Source organism: Microseira wollei NIES-4236, from assembly GCF_020521235.1.
GTDB classification, from domain to species: Bacteria; Cyanobacteriota; Cyanobacteriia; order Cyanobacteriales; family Aerosakkonemataceae; genus Microseira; species Microseira wollei.
This window is the reverse complement of the sequence record NZ_BLAY01000043.1, coordinates 21,753-48,455: the sequence shown is the minus strand read 5'-3', so window position 1 is coordinate 48,455 and position 26,703 is coordinate 21,753. Positions and strand designations below refer to the sequence as shown.

The 26,703-nt window shown below is 45.9% G+C and carries 22 protein-coding genes and 3 pseudogenes; 12 read left to right on the top strand and 13 right to left on the bottom strand.

Features of this window, described 5'->3' with window-relative positions:
* Nucleotides 1–12: 12 nt before the first annotated feature.
* Nucleotides 13–1,398 (top strand): histidine phosphatase family protein, encoded by a 1,386-nt coding sequence (locus tag MiSe_RS16030; RefSeq protein WP_444980507.1) that lies wholly within the window; start codon nt 13–15, stop codon nt 1,396–1,398.
* A gap of 106 nt (nt 1,399–1,504) precedes the next feature.
* Entirely contained in the window at nt 1,505–2,773 is a 1,269-nt protein-coding gene (locus tag MiSe_RS16025; protein ID WP_226581483.1) for a dihydroorotase, read from the top strand.
* Between the two features lie 49 nt (nt 2,774–2,822).
* Here the strand turns inward: MiSe_RS16025 and lepB are convergent, their stop codons facing one another.
* Nucleotides 2,823–3,497, bottom strand: coding sequence for a signal peptidase I (gene lepB / locus MiSe_RS16020; RefSeq protein ID WP_226581595.1), 675 nt, complete (start codon nt 3,495–3,497; stop codon nt 2,823–2,825).
* A gap of 220 nt (nt 3,498–3,717) precedes the next feature.
* On the opposite strand from lepB, the gene MiSe_RS16015 reads away from it, so the two are divergent.
* The 3 genes from MiSe_RS16015 (at nt 3,718) to MiSe_RS16005 (ending at nt 6,008) form a co-directional block, all read left to right on the top strand.
* Nucleotides 3,718–5,037, top strand: coding sequence for a dihydroorotase (locus tag MiSe_RS16015; RefSeq protein ID WP_226581480.1), 1,320 nt, complete (start codon nt 3,718–3,720; stop codon nt 5,035–5,037).
* Between the two features lie 289 nt (nt 5,038–5,326).
* Nucleotides 5,327–5,626 (top strand): type II toxin-antitoxin system HigB family toxin, encoded by a 300-nt coding sequence (locus tag MiSe_RS16010; protein ID WP_226581477.1) that lies wholly within the window; start codon nt 5,327–5,329, stop codon nt 5,624–5,626.
* Nucleotides 5,610–6,008, top strand: a complete 399-nt coding sequence (locus MiSe_RS16005; RefSeq protein WP_226581475.1) for a helix-turn-helix domain-containing protein — start codon at nt 5,610–5,612, stop codon at nt 6,006–6,008. Before MiSe_RS16010 ends, MiSe_RS16005 begins: the two co-directional genes overlap by 17 nt.
* A 315-nt stretch (nt 6,009–6,323) precedes the next feature.
* On the opposite strand, the gene MiSe_RS16000 is transcribed toward MiSe_RS16005, so the two are convergent.
* The 3 genes from MiSe_RS16000 to MiSe_RS15990 all read right to left on the bottom strand — a co-directional run bounded on the left by MiSe_RS16000 (nt 6,324) and on the right by MiSe_RS15990 (nt 8,088).
* The gene (locus MiSe_RS16000; protein ID WP_226581472.1) at nt 6,324–6,494 is read right to left on the bottom strand and encodes a hypothetical protein; all 171 of its coding nucleotides are present in this window, start codon (nt 6,492–6,494) and stop codon (nt 6,324–6,326) included.
* 243 nt (nt 6,495–6,737) lie between these two features.
* Nucleotides 6,738–7,154 (bottom strand): hypothetical protein, encoded by a 417-nt coding sequence (locus MiSe_RS15995; RefSeq protein WP_226581469.1) that lies wholly within the window; start codon nt 7,152–7,154, stop codon nt 6,738–6,740.
* Nucleotides 7,155–7,341: 187 nt separating this feature from the next.
* A complete protein-coding gene (locus MiSe_RS15990; RefSeq protein ID WP_226581466.1) occupies nt 7,342–8,088 on the bottom strand; it encodes a TRP family putative cation channel in 747 nt (248 codons plus the stop codon).
* Between the two features lie 392 nt (nt 8,089–8,480).
* Here MiSe_RS15990 and MiSe_RS15985 point away from each other — a divergent pair.
* Nucleotides 8,481–10,365: pseudogene (locus tag MiSe_RS15985) on the top strand (toll/interleukin-1 receptor domain-containing protein); the annotation flags it as partial.
* Nucleotides 10,366–10,736: 371 nt separating this feature from the next.
* Here the strand turns inward: MiSe_RS15985 and MiSe_RS15980 are convergent.
* A pseudogene (locus MiSe_RS15980) lies at nt 10,737–11,417 on the bottom strand (WD40 repeat domain-containing protein); the annotation flags it as partial.
* Between MiSe_RS15980 and MiSe_RS15975 the strand changes: the two are divergent.
* The gene (locus MiSe_RS15975; protein ID WP_226581432.1) at nt 11,359–12,240 is read left to right on the top strand and encodes a WD40 repeat domain-containing protein; all 882 of its coding nucleotides are present in this window, start codon (nt 11,359–11,361) and stop codon (nt 12,238–12,240) included. The pseudogene MiSe_RS15980 and the gene MiSe_RS15975 sit on opposite strands and share 59 nt — an antisense overlap.
* A 329-nt stretch (nt 12,241–12,569) precedes the next feature.
* Nucleotides 12,570–13,466, top strand: coding sequence for a DUF4231 domain-containing protein (locus tag MiSe_RS15970; protein ID WP_226581420.1), 897 nt, complete (start codon nt 12,570–12,572; stop codon nt 13,464–13,466).
* On the opposite strand, the gene tsaE is transcribed toward MiSe_RS15970, so the two are convergent.
* The 3 genes from tsaE to MiSe_RS15955 form a co-directional block, all read right to left on the bottom strand.
* The gene (gene tsaE / locus MiSe_RS15965) at nt 13,448–13,900 is read right to left on the bottom strand and encodes a tRNA (adenosine(37)-N6)-threonylcarbamoyltransferase complex ATPase subunit type 1 TsaE (protein ID WP_226581417.1); all 453 of its coding nucleotides are present in this window, start codon (nt 13,898–13,900) and stop codon (nt 13,448–13,450) included. The two genes, MiSe_RS15970 and tsaE, sit on opposite strands and share 19 nt — an antisense overlap.
* Nucleotides 13,901–13,953: 53 nt before the next feature.
* The gene (locus MiSe_RS15960; RefSeq protein ID WP_226581404.1) at nt 13,954–15,339 is read right to left on the bottom strand and encodes a gluconeogenesis factor YvcK family protein; all 1,386 of its coding nucleotides are present in this window, start codon (nt 15,337–15,339) and stop codon (nt 13,954–13,956) included.
* A gap of 71 nt (nt 15,340–15,410) precedes the next feature.
* The gene (locus tag MiSe_RS15955; protein ID WP_226581401.1) at nt 15,411–15,749 is read right to left on the bottom strand and encodes a hypothetical protein; all 339 of its coding nucleotides are present in this window, start codon (nt 15,747–15,749) and stop codon (nt 15,411–15,413) included.
* Nucleotides 15,750–16,118: 369 nt separating this feature from the next.
* On the opposite strand from MiSe_RS15955, the gene ruvC reads away from it, so the two are divergent.
* Together ruvC and MiSe_RS15945 are read left to right on the top strand one after the other, a co-directional pair.
* Nucleotides 16,119–16,592: a crossover junction endodeoxyribonuclease RuvC gene (gene ruvC / locus MiSe_RS15950; RefSeq protein ID WP_226581398.1), complete on the top strand. Its 474-nt coding sequence runs from the start codon at nt 16,119–16,121 to the stop codon at nt 16,590–16,592.
* A 274-nt stretch (nt 16,593–16,866) separates the two neighbouring features.
* Nucleotides 16,867–17,615, top strand: a pseudogene (locus MiSe_RS15945) (DUF3891 family protein).
* A 174-nt stretch (nt 17,616–17,789) separates the two neighbouring features.
* Here the strand turns inward: MiSe_RS15945 and MiSe_RS15940 are convergent.
* From MiSe_RS15940 to MiSe_RS15930, 3 genes are all read right to left on the bottom strand, one after another.
* Nucleotides 17,790–19,169 carry a cytochrome P450 gene (locus MiSe_RS15940; RefSeq protein ID WP_226581396.1) on the bottom strand — a complete coding sequence of 460 codons (1,380 nt, stop codon included), beginning with the start codon at nt 19,167–19,169 and terminating at the stop codon, nt 17,790–17,792.
* 202 nt (nt 19,170–19,371) lie between these two features.
* Nucleotides 19,372–19,935: an MAPEG family protein gene (locus tag MiSe_RS15935; RefSeq protein WP_226581394.1), complete on the bottom strand. Its 564-nt coding sequence runs from the start codon at nt 19,933–19,935 to the stop codon at nt 19,372–19,374.
* Nucleotides 19,936–20,463: 528 nt separating this feature from the next.
* Nucleotides 20,464–23,397 (bottom strand): ATP-binding protein, encoded by a 2,934-nt coding sequence (locus MiSe_RS15930; protein WP_226581379.1) that lies wholly within the window; start codon nt 23,395–23,397, stop codon nt 20,464–20,466.
* 121 nt (nt 23,398–23,518) lie between these two features.
* Here MiSe_RS15930 and MiSe_RS15925 point away from each other — a divergent pair, with 121 nt between their 5' ends.
* A complete protein-coding gene (locus MiSe_RS15925) occupies nt 23,519–23,728 on the top strand; it encodes a hypothetical protein (RefSeq protein WP_226581376.1) in 210 nt (69 codons plus the stop codon).
* A 316-nt stretch (nt 23,729–24,044) separates the two neighbouring features.
* Here MiSe_RS15925 and MiSe_RS15920 read toward each other — a convergent pair whose 3' ends face one another.
* Complete coding sequence (locus MiSe_RS15920) at nt 24,045–24,248, bottom strand: helix-turn-helix transcriptional regulator (RefSeq protein WP_307731440.1); 204 nt, start codon at nt 24,246–24,248, stop codon at nt 24,045–24,047.
* Nucleotides 24,249–24,344: 96 nt separating this feature from the next.
* Between MiSe_RS15920 and MiSe_RS52025 the strand changes: the two genes are divergently transcribed.
* Nucleotides 24,345–24,710: a hypothetical protein gene (locus tag MiSe_RS52025; RefSeq protein ID WP_307731439.1), complete on the top strand. Its 366-nt coding sequence runs from the start codon at nt 24,345–24,347 to the stop codon at nt 24,708–24,710.
* A 58-nt stretch (nt 24,711–24,768) separates the two neighbouring features.
* Here the strand turns inward: MiSe_RS52025 and MiSe_RS15910 are convergent, their stop codons facing one another.
* A complete protein-coding gene (locus MiSe_RS15910; RefSeq protein ID WP_226581370.1) occupies nt 24,769–26,052 on the bottom strand; it encodes an aspartate aminotransferase family protein in 1,284 nt (427 codons plus the stop codon).
* Between the last annotated feature and the right edge of the window lie 651 nt (nt 26,053–26,703).

Below are 26,703 nucleotides of genomic sequence, written 5' to 3'. Positions count from 1 at the left end.
AAGGTAAAATCTTTGCAGACCCCTCTCCTATTGTTTGCGGAGGATACTCCCCTGGCTACCCGCGTTATCCTTGTCCGTCACGGGCAAAGCAGTTACAACCAGCAGCAGCGCATCCAAGGTCGTCTCGATGCGTCGATTTTAACCGATGCAGGCCGCGCTACCGCGCTTTTAGTGGCAAAGGCACTCAGCGGTATCACTTTTAATGCTGCTTACTCTAGTCCCCTGCAACGGGCTAAAGAAACCGCTCTGACGATTCTATCGAGTTTAGAATCATCAAATGTGCCATCGCTACAGGTTGCAGATAATCTCCTGGAAATCGATCTGCCGCTGTGGGAGGGGTTGTACAAGCAAGAAGTTAAGGACAATTTTCCCGAAGAGTATCGCTGCTGGCAAGAACGTCCCCACGAACTGCAAATGCAGGTTTCAACGCCAGAGGGAACTAAAGCATATTTTCCCGTCTTAGCGCTTTGCGAGCAAGCAAAGCAATTCTGGACTGAAGTTTTATCCCGCCATCAAGGACAAACTATCCTAGTCGTAGCTCATAACGGGATAAATCGGGCTTTGCTCAGTACGGCAATTGGCATTCCTCCAGCACGCTATCATTCAATTCAGCAATCAAACTGCGGCATTAATGTCTTAAATTTCGCCGGTGGTTTGGGGGATACCGTACAGTTAGAGTCGATGAATCAAACGGCTCACTTAGGAGATATCCTACCCAAGCCGCGCCCCAGTCACAAGGGACCGCGTTTGTTGCTGGTGCGTCACGGGGAAACGGAATGGAACCGGCAAAAGAAATTTCAGGGGCAAATTGATGTACCCTTAAACGATAATGGGCGAGAACAATCGAGTCGGGCGGCTGAGTTTCTCAAAGATATTCCGATTGATTTTGCTATAACTAGCCCGATGTTACGTCCCAAAGAAACCGCTGAAATTATTTTGCAATATCACCCAGATGTGGAATTGCAATTGCAGCCGGAATTAAAGGAAATTAGTCACGGGCTTTGGGAAGGAAAATTAGAAGCGGAAATTGAGCAAGAATATCCCGGTTTGCTGAAAGACTGGCAAGTCGCACCGGAAACGGTTCAAATGCCCGAAGGGGAAAATTTGCAACAAGTTTGGTCGCGCGCGATCGCATCCTGGAATGCCATTGTTACCGAATTCAGCCAACAACCCAAAACTGGTATAGTTGTAGCTCACGACGCGATTAACAAAGCCATTCTTTGTCATATTTTCGGCTTGGAACCAAAACATTTCTGGAACTTTAAGCAAGGCAATGGCTCGGTCACCGTCATCGATTATCCCAAAGGTGTGGAAGGATACCCGGTTCTACAAGCAATGAATATTACCATTCACCTCAGCGGCAGTATCCTAGATAAAACCGCAGCCGGGGCATTGTAATCCAGTCTGGAGTTGCAAATGGCAGCTAATGGCTAATCGCTAATCGCTAATAGCTGCTAAAACAATCAGCAATTAGCAATTAGCAATTAGCAATTAGCAATCAGCAATGAACGAACTACTTCAACAAGTAAGAGTATTAGATCCGCTCTCTGGAACGGATAGAGTTGCTGATGTTCTAATTGCAGAAGGTGTAATTCAGGCGATTGAAGATAAAATTTACCACTGGCCTCACGATACATCGATACGCGATTGTTGGGGATTAATATTAGGGCCAGGATTGGTAGATCTTTACAGTCATTCTGGAGAACCTGGTTTTGAAGAAAGGGAAACCTTAATTTCTCTGAGTCAAGCCGCCGCATCTGGAGGTTTTACCCGCCTTGCCATCTTACCCGATACCGCACCAGCTATAGACAATCCAGCAACACTAGCAAGGTTACAGAAATTATATCCCCCCCTCTCCCCTGCACCTATTCTCCACTTCTGGGGTGCTTTAACCTTGCTCTCAAAGGGAGAGGAAATGACCGAATTGGCAGAATTGGCATCTGCTGGAGTAGTTGGTTTTGCCGATGGTCAACCTCTGTCCAATTTAGCGCTAGTGCGTCGCTTGTTGGAATATTTGCACCCTTGGGGAAAACCAGTAGCTTTATGGTGTTGCGATCGCCAGCTTACAGGCAATGGTGTCATGCGCGAAGGCTCTCATTCTATTGTCTACGGTTTGCCTGGTAATCCGGCAATTTCCGAAACTTCTGCGATCGCTGCTTTACTAGAAATGGTAGAAGCCATCGGCACGAGCATCCACATCATGCGCGTTTCTACCTCTCGCGGCGTCGAGTTAATTCAGCAAGCTAAACAACGCGGTTTACCCGTCACCGCCAGTACGACTTGGATGCATTTGTTACTTGACACAGAAGCAGTTATAAGTTATAATAGCTCCCTAAATATTGAACCGCCTTTGGGCAATCCATCGGACCGGGTGGCATTGCGGCGGGGGGTGAAAGAGGGGATATTGGATGCGATCGCCATCGACCATACCCCCTACAGCTACGAAGAAAAAACCGTTGCCTTCGGGGAAGCTCCCCCAGGTGCAATTGGTTTAGAATTAGCCTTGCCCTTACTCTGGGAAAATTTAGTAGAAACCGGCGAATGGTCGGCAATAGAATTGTGGCGGGCGTTGAGTACGCGACCTGCCGAGTGTTTAAAGCAAATACCCGCTAGCGTCGCACCCAATCAACCCGCTGAAATTACCTTATTTGCCCCCCAACAAACTTGGACAGTCGAGAAACAAACCTTGAAGTCCCTTTCTACCAATACACCTTGGCTGGGTCAACAACTCAAAGGTCGCGTTCTGCAAACCGGGCGCCAACCTAGCAATTAACAATTAGCCATTAGCCATTAGCCATTAGCCGTTAACTCTGGGCTACTGACTATTTAGCAGGATACAACGGTTGTGGAGTCAGTCCCCCCATGCGATTGAGAGGCCAGAAACGAACCACTGCCTTACCAATAATATTGTCGCGGGGAACGGGACCCCAGAAATGACTATCGCAGCTATTGTTACGATTATCACCCAAGACTAAGTAATATTTCGGAGGTACGGTAACCGGGCCAAACTGGTAGCTGGGAGGGGCATCGATATACTTTTCTGGCAACTTTTGACCGTTAATAAACAGCTGTTCGCCTTTAACCTCGACTTTATCGCCGGGTAGCCCAACCACGCGCTTGATGAAGGCATCCTTGAGTTTGGGATTATTCTGGGTGGTAGTATCTGAGGACGAGTCAGCCCAATTATTATTATTTGGATTGGGGTCGGGAAAGTTACTAAAGCAACTAGCAGCCTTCTGGGGTGGCATGAATACCACAATATCTCCCCGCTGAGGATCGTTAAACCGATAGCTGATCTTATCAACGATTAAGCGGTCGTTAATCTGTAGCGTTGGTAACATCGACCCGGAGGGGATGTAACGCGCTTCCGCCACAAAGGTGCGAATGCCAAAAGCCAATACTGCACTTAATCCGATCGTCTTGACAGCTTCTAACCAGGCGTTATCGGAGTTTTGATTGGATGTATTATCTGGAACTTGCTTTTGCACGCGAGTCATGTAGATTTTTAACGTAATGGAAAGCAAGGCGGGGATTGGTGCTTTCCTAAACAATAATAGTAGGTGAGTTAGAGAGCGATCGCCAAGAATTCCCCCTGGCTCGATCCGATAGCCAGAAATCTCAGCGTTCTTAACAAATCTAACATGACTTTAGAATCGCTGTTGACTCAAAAACAATCAAGGATGAACTATTGAAATTGTCCTGCTTGACCTATAATCCATGACCCATAACCCATCCCTATTAATCCGCCACGCCCGAATTCTGTTGCCCGACGCAGGGTATCTGGTGGGAGATGTGCTGGTGCGATCTCGCACCATTGTCGAAGTCGCAAGAGAAGTCAGCGCCACAGCAGATAAGGAAATAGACGCAAAAGGTTTAACTTTGTTGCCAGGAGTCATCGATCCGCAGGTACATTTTCGCGAACCTGGACTGGAACACAAGGAAGATTTGTTTACCGCATCTTGCGCCTGTGCCAAAGGGGGGGTAACCTCGTTCCTAGAAATGCCCAATACCCGCCCTTTAACCACCACCCAAGCAGCGTTAGATGACAAGCTGCAACGGGCATCACAGAAGAGCTTGGTTAATTATGGCTTTTTTATCGGGGCGACGGCAGAAAATTTACCCGATCTGGTAGAAGCCAACCCGACCTGCGGCATTAAAATTTTTATGGGGTCGATGCACGGAGCGTTATTAGTAGATCGAGAAACAGCCCTCGAAGCTATTTTTGCTAACGGAAAACGTTTAATTGCCGTTCACGCGGAAGATCAAGCCAGAATTAACCAGCGACGGCAAGAATTTGCCGGCATTAGCGAGCCAGCGATTCATTCTCAAATTCAGGATAATCAAGCAGCTTTAAATGCGACTAAATTAGCGCTGGAATTGTCGAAAAAATATCAGCGACGGCTGCATATTTTACACATGTCCACGGCGGAAGAAGCCGAGTTAATGCGTCGGGATAAACCGCTTTGGGTGACTTGCGAAGTAACGCCGCAACACTTGCTATTAAATACCGATGCTTATGAGAAAATCGGTACTTTGGCGCAAATGAATCCGCCATTGCGCTCGCACCACGATAACGAAGTCCTTTGGCAAGCGTTACTCGATGGCGTAATTGATTTTATCGCCACGGATCACGCGCCCCATACTTTAGAAGAAAAAGCCCAACCTTACCCCAATTCTCCTTCTGGAATGCCTGGGGTAGAAACATCTTTACCGCTAATGCTAACTCAGGCAATGCAGGGAAAATGTACGGTGGCACAGGTGGCAAATTGGATGTCTACCGCTGTAGCGAAGGGTTATGGGATACCGAAGAAGGGAGCGATCGCAGTTGGTTACGATGCCGATTTAGTTCTTGTAGACTTGAACAATTACCGCCCGGTTTTACGCGAAGAATTACAGACAAAATGCGGCTGGAGTCCCTTTGAAGGCTGGAATTTAACCGGATGGCCCGTTTATACTATTGTCGGCGGTCAGGTTGTTTACGAACGGGGTAAATTGAATACAGAAGTAAGAGGTCAGGCGTTAACGTTTGATGCTTGATATCCAATCAAAATATTGGTGTCCAACCTTTCAGCTTGACCAATGCCTCTCATTTTGAGAGAATAAGATATATAGCGGTTTGCAGCCGTATGAGGTACGGCGACTGTTTGTGTAGCGGCAGCATTAATGCTGCCGCTACACAAACAAAGCCTAGTGGCTATAACTCAATCATTTGCAATCCGCTATAAATTGATTGCCTCTCCCGTACTTGCAGTGGTATTACACTCTAAGTACGCGAAAGTTAATCAATTTTTGTGGTCAAAACATATGAAAAGAAAACCTACAAACAATGCATCTGATTTCAATTCGCCACCTCCGAACTGATGTTGCCCAGTACCCCGATGTCAAAAAGCAAATTGATGACTGGTATGCAACCGTCAAGAATGCGGAATGGCAGAACTTAGAGGAGGTTCGTAAGATTTACCGCAATGCTGAAGCGGTGGGAAATTTTACTGTCTTCAACATCAAAGGCAATGACTATCGCCTGATTGTTGGCATCGACTATCAAGAGCAAGTAGTTTACTACAAATATTTTCTAACACATTCTGAATACGACAAAGGTAAATGGAAAAATGACCTTGACTTTTGACCAAACTATTTATCGGAATCTACTGGCTGAAGTTGCTCCCGTAGCGATTGAGACAGAAGCGGAGTACGAACGTGTTTTGGCAGTGGCAGAGCAGCTAACCTTTAAGAAAAATCGTACTTTAGAGGAGCGTGCTTTACTCAAGTTGTTAGTGATATTGATTGAAGCTTATGAGGCACAGAATTATCCAATGGATAGATCGACGCCTCATGAAATTCTGCAACATATTATGGCAGCCAGTGGAACTCGCCAAGCTGACTTAGTAGGTATTATCGGATCTAGCGGCGTAGTTTCCGAAGTTGTGAATGGCAAGCGTTCGATTAGCAAGGCACAAGCTAAAGCGCTTGGGGATTATTTCAAGGTGTCACCCAGCTTGTTTATTTGAGCCTTTTTGTACAGTTTGCCTCAAACAGTTAAACCCTTTAACGCTCAAAGATACAGAATCATTACTAACGCTTGTTGCTAGTTATCTTTTTAGGGCCCAAGACAGGCTAATGGCTAATAGCTAATGGCTGGTAGAACCGAAAAATATTCCCATCAGCAACTAGCAAGCTTGCGATTAGCTTCTGCTGTGCAACCCACGATAGTTATAACTAGCAACTTGGGTTACTAGAGTTGGGTAACAGGCGTCAACCCAACCTAGAGGAGATCGGCTATCGCACTATGGTATTACCTTGCGATTCAAAGCTTTGGTATTCCATTAAGGAATAAATCTCACAGCTTTCAGAACAATTTGCAAAAGTGCATCAGAGTTTGTTGTGAGAAACTTACCTGGGTCAATAGCCTGATCTAATTGAGGGACTGCGTGTTCCTCTAGATACTTCCAATCAAATTCAATTTCTTCCCTGTCATTGGAGTTGGCAATCTCCATAGGGTTTTATCTGAGCAATATCCTATATTTGTAAGGCCAGACTGGCATCCCAACTTTATGCTCTTGCATGATGAAGTACATATTCTGTCGAACGTTGCTCCACCATAGCAAGCCCCCCATAGTTGTAATTGGTTTTCTGAAAGCCATAGTAAATTATTAATTTGTAGGGTGCGTTAACCCAGTGTAACGCACCCTACTAGCTAACTCATCCGCTTGCGCCTTTAGATCGGCTTAAAATCTCGTTTATCTTCCAGGACGTGGTGTTTCTCCCTCACCCAAAACAGCTAAATCTTGTTCAGCCATAGAAAGAGGTTTGGTTCCACTACACAACCCTGTTTCTAACTGAGACTTCTGCCTAGAAGCATAAACGAGGTACTGTTCTGTTTTTTGAAAAGAGTACCCACAACTAGCACTGGAACTAGATGTCATAACAACGATTCGCGGTCTTTTTTGACCTTTCCAAATCCTGGACACTTCAAATATAACTTGAACTTCTGAATCAGGATTTGGCTGAATAACATCAATGACTCGTCCGGCAAACACTGCTTGAGCAGATGCAAAACTTTGTTGAGGATTGCTGGGGAGACAACTACAGGCATAAGCCGCAGTTGCCTGGAAAATAGCCAACAAGCTGGCAACACTAAGTAGTCTCTTATTCATAGCCTTCTCCTGAGAATTTTCGGTTTACCTTAAACTATTGACCGATGAGATTCCAGAAAAGTTCCTCCAGTCTGGAAGTCAGAGAAGCAAATCTAACATGTTTATCTATTTTTCTAACACTGCTGATAGTTTCGACTAAAAGTAACGTCGTTAACTACACCGGATTGCCAGCGAGTGAAGTACAATGTCATATCTGATTAGAAAGTAAATTTTTAATGACTTTAGCTAAATAATTAAAACTATCATCAAGAGCGATTACTTGCAACAACCCAGAGTCAGCTAATTGTCTGCTGCGCTCATCGGAGGTGGGTTCCCCGCGCAGGACAGATGCTAGTTGATCGGCGGTTCTACCGCTGCCAGCAACAACAATCACCAACCTGCCGGCAAAGACGCTGTACAAAGCATCCCGAAAGGTAATTTCCCCGCCATTGAGCAACACTGTAACTGAAGGATTGCCAGCAGCTAGCAAAGTGGCAACCGTCGCTAACCAAGGAGATTCATCACCCCAATTGCTGCCGGGAATCAGCACAAAATGAGTATGATGCGGTTCTAAAGGTGCAGAATCTGCTGGAGGATTGGTATCGTTGGGCAATGCTATTTTTCCATCTGGGCTGACACCAATTAGAGGAAATGTGGCACCTATTTTGGTACGAGCTTGACCCATCAACCGCATGACTCCCGCATCCGTACCGCCATCTACTACATAGGCTTCCAAGGTTTCAGCGATGGGGCCTAATACCTGCACAAACAGTTCTTGGATAGCTAAAAAGCTAGCTTCGCTAATCTTACTTGCGCCCCCCACTACAACTAAAACAGGACGCTGCTCCTGAAGCCCGATCTGACTTAAAGCTTTGGGTAATTCTGCTGGTTCTTGGACTTGAATGGCCTCTGCTGTTTGTCCCTTGGCAAAGGTGAGGCTAAAATGCTTTTCCATCGCGTGATGTAATTTTTAAATTAAGTCAGTCATATTCTTCGTCATTTATACTTTACACTCTCATAGAGAGTGCCAGCTTGCCAGCTGGCTGTTGTTCATCTCCATTATGGATTAGCGATTAGTAACTCAACGAAGGTTTATGCCTGTACGAAGTATACAACGTGATTTTCAAAAGTTTTCTTAAGCGATCGCCAATCCCTGGACTGAGCGAACAACATCAGCGAACTCAGCATGAAAAGTGCGTCAAATGTAGCGAGAATCACCGCAAAGCCGATGGTCGCAGTTCAGCGTGCAGGTCGGTTTGTATATTTTATTTAAAATTCTTTACTTGACTGCAAAAATTTTTTTGGTATAGTGGAAAACACTAGGGAAATATACCTAACGCCAGATGCATGAACAGCTTCCAGGATGCATTTATCTCCTATGGAAGAGCAGATAGCAAAGCATTTGCGTTCAAGCTCTACCAAAACTTAAGCGCTCGCGGCCTGAAAGTTTGGTTTGACTTTCAAGACATCCCTCTAGGGGTAGATTTTCAAAATCAAATAGATGACGGGATGGAAAAGGCGGATAATTTCCTGTTCATCATTGCCCCCCATTCAATCAACTCCCCCTACTGCCGCAAAGAAATAGAACTTGCCCTCAAATGCCACAAGCGGATTATCCCCTTGCTGCACGTGGAACAAATTAACCGCGACACCGGGCAGCAGCGCAACCCTCAAGGAACAGATGCCGACTGGGAAGCGTACCAAGCCAAAGGCTTGCATTCAAGTTTTCCCAACATGCATCCAGCAGTTGGCAAAATTAACTGGGTGTATTTTCGTGAAGGGATAGACGACTTTGACCAGTCACTTACAGGACTGCTGGGGATATTCGATCGTCACAAAAGTTATGTGCATCAGCACACCTACTTTTTAGCCAAGGCACTGGAGTGGGAAAGCCAGCAGAACCAGTCGCGCCACTTACTGGTTGGGGAAGAACGCCAGCAGGCAGAATCCTGGTTAAAAGTCAGGTTCAAAAACGAACAACCCCCCTGTACGCCGACCAACTTGCATTGCGAGTACATCACCGAAAGTATCAAGAATGCCAACAACCTGATGACTCAGGTGTTCCTGTCTTATGCCTATGAGGACAAGGGGGTGAGGGAAAAAATACGCAACAGCTTGCGGCGAGAGGGGTTCACTGTCTGGACGAATACCACCGATATTCAAACAGGGGAAACGTTTGAGAAGGCAATTGAGCGAGGAATTGAACAAGCGGATAATGTTGTTTATCTGCTCTCGCCCGCAGCTTTAAACTCTGCCTACTGTCAGCGAGAACTCAACTATGCTCTCTCCTATAACAAGCGCGTCATCCCCTTGTTGGTGCAAGAAACTGACCCCCAACAAATACCGCCAGAACTGCGGAGTTTGCAGTATATAGACTTGACTGACAACGTTAAGGAAGAAGACTATCGTCTGGATGAAAGTAAGTTAATCAAGATTCTGCACCAAGAAGAAGCTTACTACCAGAACCATAAGCTACTGCTAGTCAATGCGCTCAAGTGGAAGCAACAGCATGATAATCCGAGCATTCTGCTGCGGGGTTACAATCTGCGTCATGCCGAAGCTTGGTTGAAGGTGGCAAGGCAGAGAAAGTTGCATCGTCCCACACCTTTACAGGAAGAATATATCGCGGAAAGTCACAGACAGCCACCTGCAAGATCGCTGGATGTATTTATCTCCTATTGCGGTACTGATTCTGACTTGGCGCGTCAGCTGAATGATGCCTTACAGTTGCAGGGGAAAACCACTTGGTTTGACCAGGAAAGCATTGCTTCGGATGCAGACTTTCAGCAGGAAATTCGTCGCGGCATTGAAATCTCAGACAACTTTTTATTTATAGTCTCACCTAGCTCAGTAAATTGCCCCGACTGTGGGAATGAGGTGGAATGCGCAGCTTCGCTGAATAAGCGGTTTGTGACGGTGCTGCAACAAGCGGTGAACCCAGCACAGTTGCATCCGGAGCTAGGAATGGATTGACTTTAACCAAAACGAAACCGACTTTGCCACCAGATTCAGCCAACTGATCAGAACCCTAGATACGGATCAAGAACAGGTCCAGAATCACACAAAATGGTCGCAACGGGCGCTGGAGTGGGAGGAAAAAGGCAGGAATGAGGATTTGCTGCTGTGGGGGAGTGAGTTTGCCATTGCCCAAAAATGGTGGCAAACCGCATTAGCAGAAAACAAACAGCCTGCACCGACGGCGTTGCAGCAAACATTTATTGAGGAGAGTCACAAAGCGATCGTCGCTGCCGAGGCAGCCGAAAAGCAGCGACAAGCTGAACTGCTGCGCTTGCAGGAGGAAAAGACCAAAGAAGCCGAAGCAAGGCTGGCAGAACAGAAAAAAAGTGCCAGACTCCAACAAAGGTTCCTGGTTGTCGCCACGGTGTTGGGAGCATTGTCTTTACTAGGGTGTGTAGTGTCTTCATTTATGTATATCAGAGCCACCCAAAGTAAACATCAGGCAAAAGAGGCCACGGCTGAAGCACTAGCTAAGTCTTCAGTAGCACTGTTTGCGGATAATAAAAAATTAGACGCTCTGTTGGAAGCACTCAGGGCGAAGCAAGCACTACAAGATATCAAAGGGGTTTTCAGCAAGGAATCATCCATCTTCCAAAGATTGACGGTGTTGTCTTCGCTGGCTGAGGCAATCGTCTGACCATCAGGGCTAAACGCCACATCTGTGACCTTATCGCCATGTCCCCGAATTATCTCCTTCAAGGAACCATCGCGATTCCACAGGTAGATAGCCTTATCCGAACTGACGGAGGCAATCGTCTGACCATTGGGGCTAAATGCCACTGCTTTTACTTCACTAAACGCCCAAAATTCTTTCTTAAGCGAGCCGTCGCGATTCCAAACCATCAGCCGATTAAGATTTTTGTCTCGACCAGCTGAGACAATTAGCTTGCCATCGGGGCTAAAAGCAACTGCCTCCACTTCACCCTTGTGTTTCCTCAGAGTTTTGAGCAAACTGCCGTCGCGATTCCACAGTTTCACAGTTTTATCATCGCTTGCCGAAGCCAGTAGCTTTCCGTCCGGACTAAAAGCCACTGCCTCCACTTCACCCTTGTGTTCCGTCAGAGTTTTGAGCAAACTGCCGTCGCGATGCCACAGTTTCACAGTTTTATCATCGCTTGCCGAAGCCAGTAGCTTTCCGTCTGGACTAAAAGCGACTGCCTCCACGCTAGCCTTGTGCCCTTTGTCTCCTTCCAGGGTATGGACTAAGGTGCCATCTCGCCGCCACAGTTTGATAGTTTTGTCCGCACTCGCTGAGGCAATCAGTTCCCTTTCTGAACATCAAGGTATAGTCACAGCAGTCGCTTTCAGCCCAGATGGAGAGTTGGTTGCTTCTGCTAGTGGTGACAAAACTATCAAACTGTGGCGGCGAGATGGCACTTTACTCAAAACCCTAGAGAAACACAGCGATCAGGTGACGGCTGTCGCTTTCAGCCCCGATGGCAAGTTGATTGCTTCTGCCAGCGAGGACAAAACTGTGAAGCTTTGGAATCTAGAGGGGAAATTGCTCAAAACCCTAGAGAAACACAGCGATCAGGTGACGGCTGTCGCTTTCAGCCCCGATGGCAAGTTGATTGCTTCTGCCAGCGAGGACAATAGTGTGAAGCTTTGGAATCTAGAGGGGGAATTGCTCACAACCCTAGATAAACATGAGGATGCAGTTGAAAGCGTTGCTTTTAGCCCAGACGGCAAGCTAATTGTCACAGGGAGTAAAGACAAAACTGTGAAGCTTTGGAATCTAGAGGGTAAGTTGCTGGCAAGTCTGACAGCGCATAAGGGTCGTGTGACCGATGTGTCGTTTAGTCTTGATGGCAAGCTGATTGCCACAACTAGCGTGGACAACACGATTAAACTTTGGCGACGGGAAGGGATTCGGCTCACTTATGTGGAAACACTTAAACATCGTGAGTCGGTGAATCAAGTTGTTTTTAGCCCCGATGGTCAAAGGATTGCCTCTGCCAGTGCGGACAACACGATTAAACTCTGGAATCACCAAGGAAAGCTGCAAACCACTATTCACGCACATAGCGATGCGGTCAATGGCGTCGCTTTTAGTCCAGATGGTCAGACGCTTGCCTCTGCAAGTGAGTGACGACACCCTAGTGATTCTGTGGCCTGTAGATCGAGTCCTACAGCCACATAAGCTACAGACAGAGGGATGTACTTGGCTGGGGGATTATCTGCGGACGAATCCAAAGTTAGACGAGAGCGATCGCCAGATATGCAACAAAATTAGTTCCAGTAAATCAGTTGTTTAGCTCTCTGTAGGCGCGCCAACTCATGAAGTGGGTGCAATTAACTTGGAGGAAACAAATTTTTAGCAGGAGGAATTTAAAACTATGGCAAAGAAAGACGACTATCGCCAATACCTCAAACAGACCCTCATATCATGTCCGCGAGAGATCAGTTGTGTATAGTTGATTGTGCGAAAAAGCGTTTTTTCTCCCCCAGCTCCCCCATCCCCTTTGCTCCCCCAGCTCTCCAAACGCAACCGATGCAACCGGACACGATATCAGTGGACTGATCGACCAACTCGACTTGTCAGAGTTGCGAAAAGACTTTCTCAAGCAGCGCTGGCTCGATCAATTACTGTGGCTGGAGGGACGAGCCACCAAAAACCGCGATCGCCATTACGCCCTCAGACTGACTACTATCGTTGGCGGGGTGATTATCCCGGCGCTGGTCGGCTTTGGCAAGGGTACCGCTCAGTGGCAGGAATGGTTTGGCTGGGCGGCTTTCGGCTTAAGTCAGGTGGTAGCCATCTCCGCTGCGATCGAAGAATTTTTTGCTTATGGCGAGAACTACCGCAACTACCGCAATACTGCCGAAGGCTTGAAAATTGAGGGTTGGGAGTTCTTTCAACTGACTGGATCCTATCGTCAGTTTGAAACCGATACGGATGCCTACACCGCTTTTTCCGAGCGCGTGGAGCAGTATATTAAGCAAGATGTGCAGGGGTTTATTTCCAACTTGCAGGAAAGGCAAAAAGAAGACAAAAAGAAGACAGAAGAAACTGTCAAACAGAATGTCGAAATTGCTATGGAAAAGCTCAACCAGCAGTTGCAGCTACAGGCGCAGTTGGAAGCAAAACTTAATCAGCTGGAGGAAGAGAAGCGCAATCTGGAAGAACAAAAGCAGCAGTTGGAACAAGAGCGTTTAGCTCAGCTTCAGAGCAATAGCGAAAAATCAGCAGAGGTGGTCTCAGATAAGCTATCTGAGGTAAGTAATGTTGGGATAGATTGCCATGAAGACGAAGAAATCGGGACAGCACCAGCCGCAACGGCGATTCAGTACAGTAGCTACAAATCTGCAGATTGAACGGGTAGAATTTGAGCTTGACGGCTGCCATCTGTTTGATATGTCAAACAAATTTTGATATAATTATTAGGTTGATCGGGTAATCTTTCTGCCCATTCTATTGCAACTATTCCTGGCAGAAATTCGATGCCTTCCCAATAAGCTTCTAGATTCAATGCTTCAACTTCTTTGGGTTCTAAGCGGTATAAATCTAGGTGATAAAGCGGGATGCGTCCTTCCAGATATTCGTTAATTAAGGTAAACGTGGGACTGACAATGGGGTCTTTTATGCCCAATCCCTCACCAAGACCTTGAACTAGGGTAGTTTTGCCGCTGCCTAAGTCTCCTTCTAATAAAATGACGCTACCCGGTGGGAGGGATGGAGCTAAATTGCGACCGAGTTCGCGCGTCGCTTCTGCATCAGGCAAAACAATTGTATTGGACTCGAGTTTCATGGCTAATGGCTCATAGCTAATGGCTAATTGTAAGAGCTATTAGCCATTAGCAATTAGCCGGTTTGAGCGCGACCATACCATCGCAGGAGAACGCGAGCTAGTTTTTGGGGATTGTGGCGGACTAGACCTGTGTTTTCATCTTCATCCATGACGTTGGATAGAACGATCCGACGCCCCAATTGTCCTACTGCTTCTCGATCTAGGCGCACGGGATAGGAATTTTCTTGAGCATAGCGGATCAGCGCTTTGGCGGAGGGGACTTTCCGCTGCACGAGGACGGCGTTAAATAACCGCTGTCCGCAGGCTTGATCGATGGCCTTGATGTGGTCGGCAACGGTGTATCCTTGAGTTTCTCCCGGTTGGGTCATGACGTTGCAGACGTAGATGCGGGGGACTTGCCGTTGGGCGATCGCACTAGCAATTTCCGGCACCAACAAATTCGGAATCACGCTGGTATAAAGACTTCCCGGCCCGATAATAATATAATCCGCTTCCTGAATTGCCTTGAGCGCTTTGGGTAACGCGGGTGGATTGGCGGGTGTGCAACCAATTTTCACAATGCTGCCTTTGGCTTCTGTAATATTCGACTCGCCTTCAATGCGGCGTCCGTCGGCTAATTCCGCCCATAAACGCACATCTGAGAGCGTCGCCGGTAACACTCGCCCTCGCACGGCTAGAACTTTGGAACTGGCTACGATCGCTCGGTCTAAATCGCCGGTAATTTCGCTCATCGCCGTCAGGAACAGGTTACCAAAACTGTGACCCGTTAAACCATCCCCCGCCTTGAACCGATATTGAAACAATTCGGTTAATAACTTTTCCTCATCTGCCAACGCTGCCAAACAGTTGCGAATATCTCCAGGGGGCAAAACTCCAATTTCCCGCCGCAGGCGTCCTGAGGAGCCGCCATCGTCCGCTACGGTGACAATCGCGCTTATATTGCCGCTGTAAGCCTTTAATCCCCGCAGCAGCGTCGAAAGCCCCGTACCGCCGCCAATCGCTACAATTTTCGGACCCCGATTTAACCGGCGATGCGCCAGCAGCATGTCAATCAGTTCGTCATCTCCCCCAGGTTTGAGAACCTCTGTAATTGAACCCAGGCTGCGGGTTTGCCCCCATAAAATCAACAGCAGACCACAGAGTATCACTATAGGCCCGCTGATATAGTTGGGAACGATCGCAGCAATCTTCTCTACAACTTCGAACGTGAACTGAATCAGGCGATAGGTGGGCGTTAGCTTCACCCATATCGCCATTCCCAGACTTGTCAGCAGCACGCCGGTAGCACTGATCAGCAACCAGCGTTTCACTAACAAACCGGGCGCTAACCACTTAAACCATCGGTTAAATCGCCGGGGAGTCCTGGGGTTAAAACCCCAGGCTAGGCGCGACTCCTGAGACAGGAGGAGTAGAACTTGTTTGAATATACCAATTGACATGATGAATCCGGGGGTGGTGAATTTAACTAAATGGGGGTTTGGGGGCGATGTTCGTCCCGCCAAGAGAACGGTCAGCGTCGGGATACACAGACCCCCAACGCAGTTGAGTCTGGGTGAATGCCCCCGAAACTGCCAATTTGCAAGGGTTTCGAGTTATAATACAGATGGTCTCGATCCCGCCTGACCGGATCGAACAGACAGGCTAATTCTGAAGTAGAGTGACGACTCTTGCCGCAGAAAGATCGGTAGATCTGGGAAGGAACTTCTCCAGCTGGCGGCGATGGCATAAGACCAAGAGAAGTTTTACAAACAGAAAGCTTTCGACCAGCGGCAGGCGAGTTGCTGCCGGGGTTCTGGCACTGACTGGATAAAGGTTCGCAAGCACCAGAGATGCTGTGTAAGACCATCATCGGATTGGGTTCCTCACATCCTGTAGTATGTCCCTAACGTGGCAACGGCAGAGGAGACCGGAAGTCCGTGCTGTATGCGGAGCATCAGCGCCCGGTACTTCACCAGGATCGCCAGAACAATGTATGATATATATTTTTGAACCAAGCTGCGAGTCGCATTTTTGTTCTCAGCGCGGTTTGATTAGGTATTTGTTAGCAAAGTTTTGCCATATTTATCAACTCTGAGCCAGTAAAGAACAAGTTTCATCCCTTGAGCGTCTATATGTGGGTTTTTTTCAGCGATTGCCGATCAGATTGAACGACCTTATTGTACCCACCCACTTGGGATAAAGTATTTCACGCCAAGGTAGTACAAAATCTGAAATTTTTATGGAGCAGCGAATTCTGGGATTAGATCCGGGGCTGGCTGTGTTAGGGTTTGGGGTGATTCGCTGCCAAATGCCACAAAGTCCTACACCGCTAGATTTTGGTGCGATTAAAACCGAAGCCAATACCGAAATGGGGGAACGACTCCGCACGATCTACGACGATCTGCACACCTTGATGCAGGAATGGCAACCCGATCTGGTAGCAATTGAGAAACTATTTTTTTATCGCATGGGTAACACGATTGCGATCGCCCAAGCGCGGGGCGTGATTATGCTAGTTTTAGCTCAGCACGGCGTCCCATTTGTCGAGTATACACCCGCCCAGGTGAAACAGGCGCTAACGGGAATGGGCAATGCAGATAAACAAGAGGTACAACAAGCCGTCGCCCACGAGTTGAATTTAGATTATATCCCCAAGCCAGATGATGCGGCGGATGCACTGGCGATCGCACTGACGGCTTGTTTTCAACAGTAAGATAGATCCCCGACTTCTTCTAGAAGTCGAGGATCTGAGTGTTTTCTCGTTTCTCGTTCCCAGGTTCAACCTGGGAACGAATTCAGGGAGGTTCCACCTCCCTTGATGGAAGATCTGAGTTTACTCTCATAGACCCTAAGAGTATCTTTCTTAAGATAGGCAAGCATGTCTGCCCTAAGTTACTTTTGCCAAATCTGACCGAAGATTATCCTCATATTTAGGTGTCAATTGGCATACCAAATTCGGTATTTCAAGCAAGGAGGATGATGCTTTAGTGATTGCTAATCAACACGAGAATGGATGGGAAATTATTTACCACCGCGCCCATGCTTTACTAGCAGCACAAATCGCGGGAAACTGGCATAAAAAAGACCGTCCCCAACGCATCATTGAAACCGTCGCGGCGATTTCCCACCACGACGATTTAGAAAAGGAATGGGAAGGTAATCACCTCACTCCTGCTGGCACGCCATTAGATTTTACCCTTGCTAAAAAAAGCGACATTAAACAGCTAAAAGAATTCACTAATAATGCTCGCTATCGGGGAAGGTGGGTGGCGATGTTAATTTCAATGCACATGAGCTTTTTGAATGAAGGCAAGCGGGGAGAGTCGCCGGAATTGGATAGTTTTCTGGATGAGCAACTACAAAATCAAGAAAAATGGCGGAAAGAATTGGGGATTACAAAAAAGGAAGCTGAAGCAGCTTATGCATTTTTTCAGTGGTGCGTTCGCGCAGCGTGCGGTCGGCATATCGCTTGTCCCTAATCTTGTGCAAGCGCGAGATTCCCGCAGGCGAACGTGCCTTAGAAATTGGCACTGGTCCTGATGGCGATCGCTACGACATCAAGCAAGAAAGCGATGGCAGCATTACTGTTATCCCTTGGCCTTTTGAGGAAAAACAATTCACCGTCAACTTCGAAGCTTGCTATCTCAATCAAGTCAAATTTGAAAATAATGCCGAACTTACAGAAGCACTGCAACAAGCTCCTATTAAAGTGTTAGAGTGGACCCTTGTAAAATGACACAGAAAGAACCCCGAATTATCTAATAATTCGGGGTTAGGCGCTCAGTTTTGGGTGTTATATCGTTGACCGTTGCATCGTAATTACGACCTCTAGGGGCAATTATAAATTAGCAATTAGCAATTAGCAATTACCAAGAAAGGCCGATCATTTCGATGCAGGATTTGATATTAGTTAATTTCGCGCTTTCAAGGTCAAATGCACTCCCCCCTTGGGTGCAAATGTTATGCCGCGACGGACGGGTATTAGAGGTCTTTTTTCTGCCAGATCGAGCGAACAGCGGGATAAGATATTTGCCAGTGCTAATTTCATTTCAAACATGGCAAATGCCGCCCCCAGACAGCGACGATTGCTCCCTCCAAACGGCAAATATTCATAGGGAGAGAACTGCCGTTCTAAAAATCGCTCTGGCTTAAACTGATTCGGTTCTGGATAAATATCCGGGCGATGGTGAGTCAAATAAATGCAGATAGACAGCATCGTTCCTTTTGGTAAATTGTAGTCCATTAACTGCATCGGAGCTTGCAAAATTCGCGGTAAAGCAAAGAAAACAATTGGGTAAATCCGCAGCGTTTCTGAGCAGACTGCATTCAAATAAGGCAACCGAGCAATCTCCATCGGATCTGCGTTATCAATGTCGATATAATTGAGTTCTTGCAGCAGCTTTTCTCGCACTTCTGGCAGGTAATGAATCCAATACAAAGCCCAAGCTAAAGCGGTTGCTGTTGTTTCATGACCTGCGAATAGCATGGTCATCAATTCATCGCGCAATTCCACATCGGTCATCGGTTGACCTGCTTCATCGCGAGCAGATAGTAATAAACTCAGAATATCTTCACCCCAAGATTCCGGTTGAGCGCGACGTTCCCGAATTTCTTGGTACAATAGTTCATCAAGTAATGCCCTTTGTCGGATAAAATTGCCCCAAGGACTCCAAGATCCCAGATCGACTTGCAGGGATTTAAAGAAGAGAAATATCGCGCTTAAAGGCTCGTTAAAAGAATCGAGCATCGCGGTTAAAATCTTTCTGATTTGTTGAGATCGCTCGCCTTCCTTTAATCCAAAAATGGTGCGAAGAATCACTTGCAAAGAAATCTCTTGCATAGCGGGACGCGCAACAAAAGTTTCCCCAATTTTCCACTCGTTAGTGACTTGTTGAGAAATCTCGCAGATTGTCTGACCGTAAGCTTTCATGCGTTCGCCGTGAAAAGGCGGCATTAAAAGCTTGCGCTGTTGCATGTGGCGATCGCCATCTAACAATATCAATGAATTTGGCCCTACTAAAGGTTCAGTAATCTGATTTCCAGAACCAGAATCAAACAGATTGGGATCTGCTGTAAAAATTTGCTGAATTGCTTGGGGATCGCTGATAACTAATTGGTTGGGAAAACCGGCAAATTTAGCTAAATAAATGTCCCCATAGTCTTGTCGTGTTTTTTCCAGATAATACATGGGGCGGGTAATTCCATTGATAGTTTGCCGCCACCTGGGAACGGATGTTTCTGGAATTTTATTAACTGGTGTATTTTGCTCTTTTTCTTTCAGGCTAACCATTAGTTGTTCTCCTTGTTTGTGAGTTTAAAATGTAGGTTTGGGTGAATATATAAATCTCAATCACCCCAATTATAGCCATCAGAAATACCGCATCATGTAGATGACAAGCAGCACGCCAACTGCGAGGGTTGTTATTCCAATGACTTTGCCAATACTCTTTTCTGCGGATTTTTTCTGATTCATCTTTCAATCTCCTTGGTATTTACCAGATTAAACTCAGAACGCGATAGGCATCGTAAAATAGCATAACAGCTGTCGGATACAAGGTAACTCCCATGCCAAAGCCTCTGTAAAGGGGATTTTTTAGATAGCCAATCCAAAAGGCAATTCTTCCCAAGACAAACAGAATAGCTAAAATGGGAATTAGTTTGATACTGGCTGCATCTAAAAAGGTAGAAAGAACTAAAGTCGCTACGAAAAATAACACGAATTGCTCTAAAGTATTGCTGAGATAGCGCAGGTGGACGCGCATTTGTTCTGACTCAGCATTTGCTAATGGGTTAATCGCTGGACTGAGAAATCGACTGTTCCCAATGGTTGCAATTCCAGCAAATAGCATTAGGAGGGGAAAGATCTGACAACGGAGGGCGAAAATTAAGCGCTGTTCTGCTGTATCTAACAGAGGTAGGGATACCGGAATTATAAAATAAGCAATTAACACAAAAGTTGTGCAAAATACAACGGCTGCAACAATTTGCCATCCTACAGTTTTTTGTTGGTTATAAAGACTTGGCAATGTTTCATCTGGATGAGTGGTATTCAACATTTATTTTCTCCTTATACAGCCATGAGAGTTATAATTGTTTAAGTTTGTTCAACATAGATAGATCTTCCTAAGTTATAGTCTGGGCGAGTAGCGCCTATTTTCCTGGAGCCACAGCCCTTAGGTGGCTTTATCTTGCTATTCTTATTTAGAGGGTGGCTGTTTGCCTACACCCAGTCGGGCGATTCTGTTGATCTCGATCTCAGTTTCGTTTAACCGCCTGGACATTGCGATACAGCTAAGTTAGGGAAAAGTTCAGCGTCTGCTGATATTGGACAATTGGGAAACAATCAGGACTTACGCAAATATTACCGGCATCACCAGGATAACAGACGCGCAAAAATTAGGGACACGGCATTATATCATGTCCCTGAGCAACGGTTGTGTAACTGCTAATCGCTAATCGCTAATGGCTAAATAAAAAAGAAACAGTCACTGATTGCTGAACAGCTCTGGAGGCAATTGACAATTAGCAATTAGCAATTAGCAATTTGTTAAAACAGCCAATTAAATCTCTTGTAATGCCACAGTTTAACTTGGCCGAATCGGAATTTCAATTTGAAACTCGGTTCCTTTTTTTGGTGTGGATAGACACCGCAACCTACCGCGGTGATGCTCGACAATAATTTGATAACTGATGGATAATCCCAATCCGGTTCCTTGACCGACTGGTTTGGTGGTAAAAAAGGGATCGAACAGTCGAGATTTTACTATCTCGGTAATTCCTATTCCATTATCTTTGATGCTAATTATGACCCAATCTTTGTCAATAATTTCAGTCGTAATCCACAGGCAGGGAGAAGGGAGAGACTGCTTTTCCTTTGCCGCTTCTTTTTCCCTTTCTTCTAAAGCATCGATGGCATTGCTCAAGATATTCATAAACACCTGGTTGAGCTTGCCTGCATAACATTCGACCGCAGGTAAATCGCTGTATGCTTTAATAATTTCAATTTCGCCTCGCTCGGGTTTGGCTTTGAGACGATGCTGCAAAATTAACAGCGTGCTATCAATGCCTTCATGGATATTCACCGGCTTCATTTCGGCTTCATCTAAGCGCGAGAAGTTTCGCAATGTCAAGACAATTTGGCGGATGCGGTTGGCTCCTACTTTCATAGAATCAAGTATTTTCGGTAAATCTTCGCGCAAAAATTCCAGATCTATTTCTGACTGTAAATCTTGAATTTCTGAATCGATATTGGGATAGTATTGTTGGTACAATTTAATTAAATCTAGCAGGTTATTACTGTATTCTGCTACATGAGTGATATTGGCATAAATGAAGTTGACTGGGTTATTAATTTCGTGAGCAACACCCGCCACTAATTGACCGAGGCTGGACATTTTTTCCGTTTGAATCAGTTGCGCTTGGGTCTGGTTCAAGTTTTGCAAGGTTTCCTGGAGAATTTTGGCTTGCTTGAGCAGTTTTGATTCAGACTTCCGCAAGGCAATTTCTGTCTTCTTCCTTTCTATAATTTCTTGTTGCATCTGGAGATTTTGCTTGTCGAGTTCTGCTTCTGCTAACTCGCGGCTTTCCTGCGCCAGCACTAACCACCAGGTGCCAATCCCAATCAAAACTAGCAAGGCAGCATATAATTTGAGGAATGTTCCTAAAAGCGCATTCGCCAGGAATGCAATTTCTGGAGAGAGCCAAATTTCTTGATAATAAATTATTCCTAAACATGCTCCTACTGTGACTGATAACACCGAGAAAATTCCGATAAATTTTAATATTCTTGCTCCCATATGGGGAGATATTTTTTGAATCAAAATATTTTTAATCTGGATTTGACTTAGCCGGTTTTTGGTAATTTTTGCATGTTTACAAATATCGTGGCATCGACTGTTTAAACTGCAACATAAAGAGCAAATGTGCCCGTCATATACTGGACAATAAGCCATATCTTGTGGTTCGTATTCCGCTCCACAAATTGAACATTTTAGGGAATGAGCAATTGTATTTTTGAGCAAAACATTCTCTCTAGCGATGTAGTATTTGCCTTTAGTCAAAATGGCGATAATTGGAGCTAAAATAAAGGCTAAACCCAGGGCGATGAAAGGAGAGTAGGCTTGAGCAACAGGGCCAAATACACCAACGAAGGCGGCGATCGCAACTAGGGAACCCACGAGCATGGAGCCAAATCCCACCGGATTGATGTTGTAGAGATAAGCGCGTTTAAATTCGATATAGGAGGGACTGATTCCCAGGGGTTTGTTGATCGCTAAGTCAGCTACCAAGGCTCCAATCCAAGCGATCGCCACATTCGAGTACAGTCCCAACACTTTCTCCAGGGTGGCAAAGACGCCGAGTTCCATCATCAACAGCGCGATCGCTACGTTAAAAATCAGCCATACCACTCGTCCCGGATGGCTGTGCGTCACTCTGGAAAAGAAGTTTGACCAAGCTAAGGAACCTGCATAAGCATTGGTGACGTTAATTTTAATCTGAGAAATAATCACAAACAGCGTGCCGACGGTTAAAACTATCGCTGGATTTGAAAATATCGCTTCAAACCCAGCTAGATACATTTGAATTGGCTCGACTGCTTTGGTAAAACTGACGCCATGACTTACAGCTAAAGAGGCTAGAAAAGCGCCGCCTAACTGTTTGGCTCCCCCCAAAATAATCCAGCCGGGACCTGCTAAAATCACAGCCAGCCACCACCGAGTTCGATTTTTTGCTGTTTTATCGGGTAGAAAACGCAGATAGTCTACTTGCTCTCCCAGTTGGGCAATTAAAGAAAAAGATACGGTAGCCGCCGAACCAAACAACAGCGGATCGAAAGCAGCACCGCTAGTCGATTTACCTGCAAAGTTGAACCAATTAGAGAGCGCGGCAGGTTCTTTGTATAGCACAAAAATATAAGGGGCAATCATCAAAATTAACCATAAAGGTTGCGTCCAGAGTTGGATCTGGTTAATCAGAGTCACCCCAAAGAATACCAGGGGAATAATAATTAAAGAACAAACGATATAACCGATTGCCAAAGGCAGGTGGAAATATAGCTCTAGCGCCTGGGACATAATGGCGGCTTCTAGGGCGAAGAATATAAACGTAAACGAAGCATAAATCAGCGAAGTAATCGTGGAGCCAATGTAACCGAATCCCGCGCCTCGCGTTAGCAAATCCATATCGATGTTATATTTCGAGGCGTAGTAACAAATCGGAATACCCGCCAGAAAAATAATCGCGCCTACAACAATAATCGCCCAGAAGGAATTGGCAAACCCATAGCTGATGGCTATTGACCCCCCAATCGCTTCTAAGGCTAAAAAAGAAATTCCTCCCATCGCTGTATTGGCAACCAGCAACTCTGACCACTTGCGGAAAGATTTGGGAGTGTAGCGCAGGGCATAATCTTCTAAAGTTTCACTCGCCACCCAACTATTGTATTCCCGTCTATCTTTAATAATTATTTGAGCAGGATTGTCAGTCATGGTTTCGGCAAGTGTTTTGCTCTTAATCATATACTATCTTCTTCAAAACAGTAATTTTTTGACTTTTTCTACAGGTTTACTTCAAAATATATTTGATTATATTATAATTTTATACAATCTGAATTGCCTCCATGATTTTATTGATTTATCAATGGCAACAATTTTAATAATTCAGTATTTTTACGATGGCTATTTTGTTAAGAAAATATCTATGGCAAAATTACTGAATCAGGACTTACGCACGACGAGAAAAGAAACCCGGTTTCGACCTCGATCTCTGGTTCCCTTTCCCCAGGATTTTTCGGATCGCCCTTTGTTTCTGGGCGTAAGTACTGTGAATTTACCAGTGTTAATGGTATAAAAATTTATACAAATGGTAATTTGTGTACTGAAACAGTGAAACGATCGGGACTTATATCATGTCCGTTTGATTACCCATAGTTAGGACTGACGCTCGCTCCGTAGGGACACTCTGACGCTCTGAGTTTTAATTATGGGTGAAAAGCCTGACATCATATTACCCACGACGATCCTGTCACCTTTGTTGATTGCTGCGAACGCGAGTGCGGAAGGGAGGCATATCTCCAGTTTCCTTTGGCGACGATTTTTCAGAGAAACCCGTTTTCTTTGCGTAAGTCCTGACGATATATTCAGTCCCAGAGGCGTAGCTTGTCTGATTAAGACTCAGGCGCTCTAAAATCATTAGGCAAGTCATCCACATTCCAATTCAATACCTTACACAAAGCTTTTATCTGGGGAAGAGTCAGTTTTGCTTCTTTATATCGTCCTGTCTCCCAGTTACTTATCGTTTGGACAGACACATCAACAGCAACAGCAACGTCTCTTTGCGTCAGTCCTAACTCTTCTCTGCGTTTCTTCAATGGCGACTCTTGTTTTGATCCTTGCTGTTCCGTCATCTCGCTTACTATAAGTCCCTTATACAAGCTGCTTGACAAGGTTACTATAAGCAGCTTATAGTGGAAGAACACAATTCAGTAGCAGGCAACCGAAAAAGCATTCCTATTACCAGGTCGTTTTCGGTGTATCTGCTTTTTCAGTTTCTCATCAATTGTCATTTCAACAAACAACAAGCGCGATCGCTATTTAAGCGATCGCTTAAATTCCCTATGTCTTATCTCGATCAACTTCATCCTTGGTGCATTATCCGGTTTCTACCAAATGCCCAGAATATCACTGTTTGCCGTTTGCGTCGCCGCAGCGATGCTGAAGCACATTTGCAAATACTCAGACAAATGGTTCCAACGGCGACATATAAAATCGTCTTTGACGGGATGATCTATAAACCCGACCCAACGAAACAGCAGAAGTTCAGAAGTAGCTAGCAATAGGGTAGGCAATGCCTACCCTGCTACTAAAGGTAAACGGTAGAAGCGATCGCACCTACGCACTCACAGATGCGATCGCAACTTCCACGGCTTGCAATGCCCGCTCGACTTCCTCTGCGCTTACAATCAAAGGCGGTACAAACCGGACGACTTTTGGTCCTGCTGGTACTAATAACACGCCGAAGGCCATCGCTGCTTTGACGATATCGGCTGAAGTTAGTGCAATATCGGCTTTTAATTCCATGCCGTTAATTAAACCCCAGCCGCGCACTTCGGCTATTTTATCCGGGTATTTGGATGCGATCGCTCTCAATCCCTGCCGCAATTGTTCGCCGCGTGCTTGCACGTTTTGCAGAATGTTCTCTTTTTCCAGGGTTTGACACACCGTCAATGCCACCGCACAAGCAAAAGGATTTCCGCCAAAGGTGCTGGCGTGATCTCCCGGTTGGAAAACATCGCACTTAGCTTTGCACAATGTGGCGCCGATGGGAATCCCGCCACCCAATCCTTTGGCACTGGTGAAGATATCCGGTTCAATTCCGAGATTTTCGTATCCCCAATATTTGCCGGTGCGTCCCATGCCAACTTGCACTTCATCGAGAATGAGCAAAATGCCGGTTTCATCGCAAATTTGGCGTATTTGCTGGAAGTATTCTTTATTTCCCGGACGGACGCCGCCTTCCCCTTGCAACGCTTCTAGCATAATTGCACAGACTCGCCGATCGCCTTCGTCGATTTCTGCGATCGCATTCCGGATCGCCTCAATATCGTTATACTCTACGTACTCGAACCCAGGCATCAACGGACCGAAGTTCTTTTGATACTTCGGCTGACCCGTGGCTGTAATCGTCGCTAGGGTGCGCCCGTGGAAACTGGCGTGCGCGGTCAAAATTACCGGAAACTCGATATTTAGAACCGTGTGGGCGTATTTCCGCGCCAATTTAATCGCCCCTTCGTTCGCTTCTGCACCGGAGTTGCAGAAGAACGCCCGCTCTGCACAGGAATGGTCGATTAACCACTTCGCCAACTGTCCTTGCACGGGGACGTAATACAAGTTAGAAACGTGATGCAAGGTTTGTATTTGCCGCGTTACGGTTTCAACCATTGCTGGATGAGCGTGTCCTAAAGTGCAAGTGGCAATTCCAGCGACAAAATCTAGATATTCCCGTCCTTGAGTATCCCAAACGCGACAACCCTCCCCCCGTTCCAACGCCAGGGAAAAACGCGCGTAGGTGGACATGACCGATTGGTCAAAGTTTGCTGCATCGAACGCTTCCGACAGCACTGGCGCTGATTCTGCCGGGATTTGGGGGTTCTCAACTAAAGTTTCTACGCTCACTACCTGTTCCTTTGAATTCGCTAACTGCAATATTGTCTAACTCGACTGCTCAAACATCTGGCTTTAGCTGGGTTTAGATCTAAGACGGCTCTTTTCCCATTGAGCAGATCTATCAATTTTATTATTTATTGACCCTTAGTGCTGTAGCTTTTTTCACAAATTATTAATTTTGTGACATTAATATTACTATAATTATTGAATTTTTATCGATAATAATATTACGAAATCATTTACGCGAACGGAGCGCGCCAAACCATTGCCTGCGTAAAAGTACGGTTAACTGCGGTATATTAATTACTTACGTAATTTCGCGAGCGCTCGCCTATGGCGCACTGCTAGACCGCGCCGTAAAATCGGGCAATTTTCAGACTTTTACGCTCTAATTTACTCGCTTAATCCGTTTTTATACTGAATCCAGCTTTTACGCGATCTTACTGAAATTACTGGAAATTAATATTTTTTCAGGATAGTATGTAAATCGAGAGAATATAATTAACTAGGAATTATTGTCTTCAGTTTATGCGTAGTTGAGTATACTGAGACGATGGGTGCATCTAACCCTTCTAGTCAAGGGAATTTACTAAGGCGCGATACTTGCTACGCAAAAGCTTTGCGTACGCTTATGTTTCACTCAGATCTTGCACCAGTTGT

Bases quoted from the DNA above. Each gene is read 5' to 3' on its own strand.
- MiSe_RS16025 (WP_226581483.1), top strand. From the start codon at position 1,505: ATGAACGAACTACTTCAACAAGTAAGAGTATTAGATCCGCTCTCTGGA.
- lepB (WP_226581595.1), bottom strand. From the start codon at position 3,497: ATGACTCGCGTGCAAAAGCAAGTTCCAGATAATACATCCAATCAAAAC.
- MiSe_RS16015 (WP_226581480.1), top strand. From the start codon at position 3,718: ATGACCCATAACCCATCCCTATTAATCCGCCACGCCCGAATTCTGTTG.
- MiSe_RS16010 (WP_226581477.1), top strand. From the start codon at position 5,327: ATGCATCTGATTTCAATTCGCCACCTCCGAACTGATGTTGCCCAGTAC.
- MiSe_RS16005 (WP_226581475.1), top strand. From the start codon at position 5,610: ATGACCTTGACTTTTGACCAAACTATTTATCGGAATCTACTGGCTGAA.
- MiSe_RS16000 (WP_226581472.1), bottom strand. From the start codon at position 6,494: ATGGAGATTGCCAACTCCAATGACAGGGAAGAAATTGAATTTGATTGG.
- MiSe_RS15995 (WP_226581469.1), bottom strand. From the start codon at position 7,154: ATGAATAAGAGACTACTTAGTGTTGCCAGCTTGTTGGCTATTTTCCAG.
- MiSe_RS15990 (WP_226581466.1), bottom strand. From the start codon at position 8,088: ATGGAAAAGCATTTTAGCCTCACCTTTGCCAAGGGACAAACAGCAGAG.
- tsaE (WP_226581417.1), bottom strand. From the start codon at position 13,900: ATGAAACTCGAGTCCAATACAATTGTTTTGCCTGATGCAGAAGCGACG.
- MiSe_RS15960 (WP_226581404.1), bottom strand. From the start codon at position 15,339: ATGTCAATTGGTATATTCAAACAAGTTCTACTCCTCCTGTCTCAGGAG.
- MiSe_RS15955 (WP_226581401.1), bottom strand. From the start codon at position 15,749: ATGATGGTCTTACACAGCATCTCTGGTGCTTGCGAACCTTTATCCAGT.
- ruvC (WP_226581398.1), top strand. From the start codon at position 16,119: ATGGAGCAGCGAATTCTGGGATTAGATCCGGGGCTGGCTGTGTTAGGG.
- MiSe_RS15940 (WP_226581396.1), bottom strand. From the start codon at position 19,169: ATGGTTAGCCTGAAAGAAAAAGAGCAAAATACACCAGTTAATAAAATT.
- MiSe_RS15935 (WP_226581394.1), bottom strand. From the start codon at position 19,935: ATGTTGAATACCACTCATCCAGATGAAACATTGCCAAGTCTTTATAAC.
- MiSe_RS15930 (WP_226581379.1), bottom strand. From the start codon at position 23,397: ATGATTAAGAGCAAAACACTTGCCGAAACCATGACTGACAATCCTGCT.
- MiSe_RS15925 (WP_226581376.1), top strand. From the start codon at position 23,519: ATGGCAACAATTTTAATAATTCAGTATTTTTACGATGGCTATTTTGTT.